Raw genomic sequence first — 4370 nt, 5'->3', positions numbered from 1 at the left:
ACGAGGGGTCAAAGTTCGACGCCGATCGGGGGGTAGGATTCCGTGCCGATTGACATACGACCTATGCGTGTGCATGGCGGCCCCTGACGGCGGGCCTCCCACCGCGACAATGTGTCTGTGGTCAGGCCCAGTGCGCGGGCCAGCTGCTCGCGGCTGATCCAGTCGGCGAGGAGGTCTGGGATCTCCTCCACCGGGTCATCTTGAATGTCTTTCATGGGCTGCTCCGTTCGCCTCGCGCCCCTCTGGTGGGGGCGGTCTCAGCGAAGCAGAGCGCGAGGACCGGAAGACAGGCGGAAGGTGGAATTGGCCGCTGCCGCCCAGTTCCACCCCTTGTTTTGTTGGTTTTTGTCGGCTGGTGCGCGACATGACAGGCGTTGCGGCAGCCCTCGCAGGGCGTCCCGAGCGCCGGTTCCTGGCGACGATCCGCGCTTCGTCGACACCGCTCCGACAGGTTGGCGCGGATTGGGCAGCGCTCAGGCGGTTTCACCGGTTTCGCAGGGACCGGAAACGCCGGAACAGGTTATTCCGGTTCCGATCAAACGACGCTCGCCGCGCGGCGCAGGAAGCCGCCGATGACCGGTGAAATCTCGCGGGAACCCCGTTGCAGACTCGCCCTCCGGATGCGTAATCTTTGGGCGAGCAGAACATAAGAATCGACAAGACAAACGCAGTCAGGGGCCGCGCCTTTTGGGGTGGGGTGCCCAATTACAGGCAGTTTTCCTCGACGAAGTGGGCTGCAGCCAGTCCACCCGCGTGCTTGGCATGGCGGTTTTTTTGTAACCCGCAATCCAACGGCCTTGGCCGAAGGATGCCGTATGTCTGAGAGGAGTTCGTTCATGCCTTTGCCGCCCGTCGCCTTCTATTCCATCTACGAAATCGCCGTGCGCTGGGGCTGTCCCCCGGCCGACGTCGCAGGCTGGGCCGCGGCAGGACACCTTCAAGTTCTGGCTGGCATTCCGCCAGTGAGTTGCGGCGATGAGACCGTCGCCGGTCTGGTCGAGGTTCCGATTGCCGAACTGATGCCGATGTTCAGAAGGATCGGCCCGAGCGACGAACAGGCGCGTCTGCGGCGGGTGATGCCGCCCGGGTCCAAGACCTGGCTCAAGGTGACCGACCCTCCCGACGGCGTGCCGATCCGGTCGTCGGACCTTCTCTTGTCGGCGGGTTCCCTGCAGCAGTTCGAGGAGGAACGCGATCTGCTGCGCCGCCCGGCCTCCACCATCGGCGCCAGCCCGCGGTACGATTGGGACGCGATGTACGCGTGGCTGACATGGTTCATCTTCGAAAAGGGCGTGCCCGACACCCAGACCGCGCTGGTCTCGTTGGTGCAGGACTGGTTCGTCCAGAACTCGAAGTCGGGCGAGGTGCCGGATGAGAGCACCATCCGCAAGCGGCTGTCCTCGCTCTGGCGCAAGCTGCGCGGCGAGGATGCCGCGTGACGGTCAGGCCGATTTCGGCAGGTCGGCCCCATCCTGCGCCGCGTCATGCACAAGGCGCGGCCGCGGGCGCAGGAGGCTGGCCACCGTGTCGACGCCCGCGCGCAGGGGGGAATCCATCAGGTGCGCATAGCGCTGGGTGGTCTGCATCTGGCTGTGGCCCAAGAGCTTGCCGATCATTTCCAGCGACGCGCCGCCGCTGACCAGAAGCGAGGCAAAGGTGTGGCGCAGGTCATGGATGCGAACGTCGGCCAGCCCGGCGTCCTTCTGCACCTTGGCCCAGAATCGACGGATTTCCCGCACCGGCTGGCCGACAGTGTCGCCGGGGAACAGCCACGGGTTGCCCCGCGGTACCGCCTGCTGGCGCAGGCGCACGATGGCCGCGACGTCCTGCGAGATCGGGACGCGATGAATCTTGCGCTGTTTGGTGGTCGAGGCAGGCTTCGACCAGATGGCATAGTCGAGGTTGAACTGTTCGAACCGCGCCGTCCGCACCTCGCCTACCCGGGCGCCGGTCAGCATGCACAGGCCGGGATACGTCCCGTAGTAAGGGATGCTCCCGTTTGTGTAGAGAAGGCCCCGCCCGCCAAGGTCGACGAACGTGCCGCGAAGGACCGGGTAGTTGCCGTCACGCAGCACTTTGACGGAATAGGATTCCTGCACCCAGACGAGGTCGCTGAGCTCCGTGCCAACCTCTTCGAGGGCCTTCAGGACGCCTTCCGCCTCCTCTTCCCGGAAACGCGACGTCTTCGCGTTGCCCAGCTCGTCACTGCTCTCCTGCGCGAAAAGATCGACCGGTCTGCGCTCGGCCTGCGTGAGAAACCGGTGCCACATGATGACCTGGCCGCGCAGCGACGCGCTATTGTCCATCCGCTTCTTCCCTGAACCGCTTGTGCTTCATGGGTCTTCCTCCTGGTCGATCTAAGGGCGGAAGATTCCAGCTCGCAATGGCCCGGATCCCGGGGGAAAGGTCATGGAGAGCTTGAATCACAGAACACCCCAAACGGGAATCCCGTTTAGGCGTGGCGGAGTGCGCGGCGGAAGGCGGCGGGGTCGAAGGCTGTGCTAGGGCGGTAGAGGGCGGCGTCAAGGAGGGTAGCGGCCTGCGCCGCTTCGGGGGGGGGCTCGGCGAGGAGGCGGCGGGCGGCGAGGAGGTCGCCGGTGCGGACGGCGCGGTGGAGGCGCCAGCGGCGGACGGGCGACCAGCGGCGGCGGAGGCGGCGCCAGGCGGCGCGGCTGGTGTCGGGGGTGCCGCGGGCGAGGATGAGGGCGGTGCCGGCGGCGAGGCCGGCGAGGAGGGCGCCGGCCTCTGCGAGGCGCGCGCCGGCGTCGAACCGGCCGGTCTGGACCTTGCTGGTGTAGAAGCTCGCGTAGCCGATGGGGAGGGCGGGGATCTCGAGCGCGTCCATCTGGCGGCTGGCGGCGTTGAAGTAGGGGATGGTGACGGGCGGGATCACGCCCGGCTCGCCGGTCTCGGGGCGGAGCTGCCAGGTCCAGACCGCCTCGGAGACCGGGCCGTCTGCGGTCAGGACGAGGCGGCGCTCGACCGGGGCGGCGAAGCTGATGAGCCAGGGCTCCGACACCACGGGCCGCGGGGGGAGCGATTCGGGGAAGGTTCCCCGCGCGCGGATGGTGACGCGGCGGGTGACCGTCTCGCCGTCGGCGAGGCGGGAGGGATCGGTCGAGAGCTCGTCGGTCAGCGTCGCCTCGTCGGCGACCCAGTGCCAGCCGTGCCCCTCCTGCGGCGGGCCGCCGTCCGCCACCGAGAGCGGCGGCGGCGCCTCCCAGCCGCGGTCGGCCGGGTGCGGGCCGACGGCGAGGGTCATCGGCCGCGCGATGACGGTGCGCTCCTGGCGCTGGCTCGCCTCGTCGATGATGGTGAGCCGGTGGGTCGCCGGGCCGAACTGCAGCAGGCCCGAGCGTTTCGGCACCAGGGAGAGCTCGCGTTCCATGGTGATCCAGCTCTTGCCGTCGATCCGCTCCTCCCGCCAGCGGTCCGGCTTGGACTGGAGCCAGTCGAAGCTGTCGGAGGGGGCGATCTCGAGCTTCTCGAGAGCGATCTTGCGGTCGTAGACGGCGCGCAGGGTTACCGGCACCATTTCGCCGACGACGACGGTTTCGTGCCGCGGATGCGGCACGAAGCTGAGGGTGAGGCTCTCGGCGGACGCCAGGGGTGGCAGCAGCAGGGCGAGGAGGAGGAGCGCGGGCCTCACCATGGGTCGCCCTCCTCCGGGGGGGTCTTGCCGAGGGCGAGGCGGCGGCGGTGCTCGTCGGCGAGGCGCAGGCGCAGGAACTCGCCGGGGTCGTCGGGGATGCCGGCGAGCCAGGTCTCGTCCGCGACGAGGCCGCCGCTCTCGAGCCGGCGGCCGCGGACACGGATGTCCTCGTCGGTGGGCATGCCACCGGGGATGGCGATCGGCGTCACCGAGATGCGGCCGGCCTCGTTGCCCTCGCCGATGACGGGCGGGATCAAGGCGTTGATGATGTTGCGGTTTTCGCGCGCCTCGCTGTCGCCTGGCGCGGCGAAGAGCACGGCGTCGAAGTAGGCGCGGGAGAGAGGATAGTCGCCGGTGGCGGCGAGGGTGACGCCGCGGTTGAAGGTCGAGCCGCGGCCGGCGGTGCGGAAGGCGTCGTCGGCCTCCTGGTAGCGGCCGGCGCGGTAGAGGGCGACGCCGCGGACTGCCGGGTCGGCGATGAACTCGGCGGCGAGGCCGGGCAGGCCGGCCATCAGCGCGAGGCGGCCGATCGGCGCCGGGCCGGCGGCGGCGAGGGCGGCGATGCCGGCGGCGGCGAGGAGGAGCGCGAGGCGGGTCATGCGGCCTCCGGCGGGTGATTCGGTGTCGGGGGGAATTCCGTTAGTGTTAACAGTGGCTTGGGCTGACTGGAAAGCGGCTGGAAGGAGGCTGGAAAGCGGCCATACGATTTGCGGCCGTG

The 4370-nt window shown here is 69.0% G+C and carries 3 protein-coding genes and 2 pseudogenes; 1 reads left to right on the top strand and 4 read right to left on the bottom strand.

Annotated features, from left to right (window positions below; all coding sequences use genetic code 11):
- Positions 1-47: 47 nt before the first annotated feature.
- A pseudogene (locus tag Q0112_RS04030) lies at positions 48-215 on the bottom strand (helix-turn-helix domain-containing protein); the annotation flags it as partial.
- A gap of 621 nt (positions 216-836) precedes the next feature.
- On the opposite strand from Q0112_RS04030, the gene Q0112_RS04025 reads away from it, so the two are divergent.
- A complete protein-coding gene (locus tag Q0112_RS04025; RefSeq protein WP_297971734.1) occupies positions 837-1439 on the top strand; it encodes a hypothetical protein in 603 nt (200 codons plus the stop codon).
- A gap of 3 nt (positions 1440-1442) precedes the next feature.
- Here Q0112_RS04025 and Q0112_RS04020 read toward each other — a convergent pair.
- From Q0112_RS04020 to Q0112_RS04010, 3 genes and pseudogenes are all read right to left on the bottom strand, one after another.
- Positions 1443-1964, bottom strand: a pseudogene (locus tag Q0112_RS04020) (site-specific integrase); the annotation flags it as partial.
- 488 nt (positions 1965-2452) lie between these two features.
- Positions 2453-3652, bottom strand: coding sequence for a hypothetical protein (locus Q0112_RS04015; RefSeq protein ID WP_297971731.1), 1200 nt, complete (start codon positions 3650-3652; stop codon positions 2453-2455).
- Positions 3646-4251 carry a hypothetical protein gene (locus tag Q0112_RS04010; RefSeq protein ID WP_297971728.1) on the bottom strand — a complete coding sequence of 202 codons (606 nt, stop codon included), beginning with the start codon at positions 4249-4251 and terminating at the stop codon, positions 3646-3648. Before Q0112_RS04010 ends, Q0112_RS04015 begins: the two co-directional genes overlap by 7 nt.
- Positions 4252-4370: the final 119 nt, after the last annotated feature.

Origin of the sequence: uncultured Amaricoccus sp., assembly GCF_937858865.1 — a bacterium.
Classification (GTDB): domain Bacteria; phylum Pseudomonadota; class Alphaproteobacteria; order Rhodobacterales; family Rhodobacteraceae; genus Amaricoccus.
This window is presented reverse-complemented; position numbering and strand designations above follow the sequence as displayed.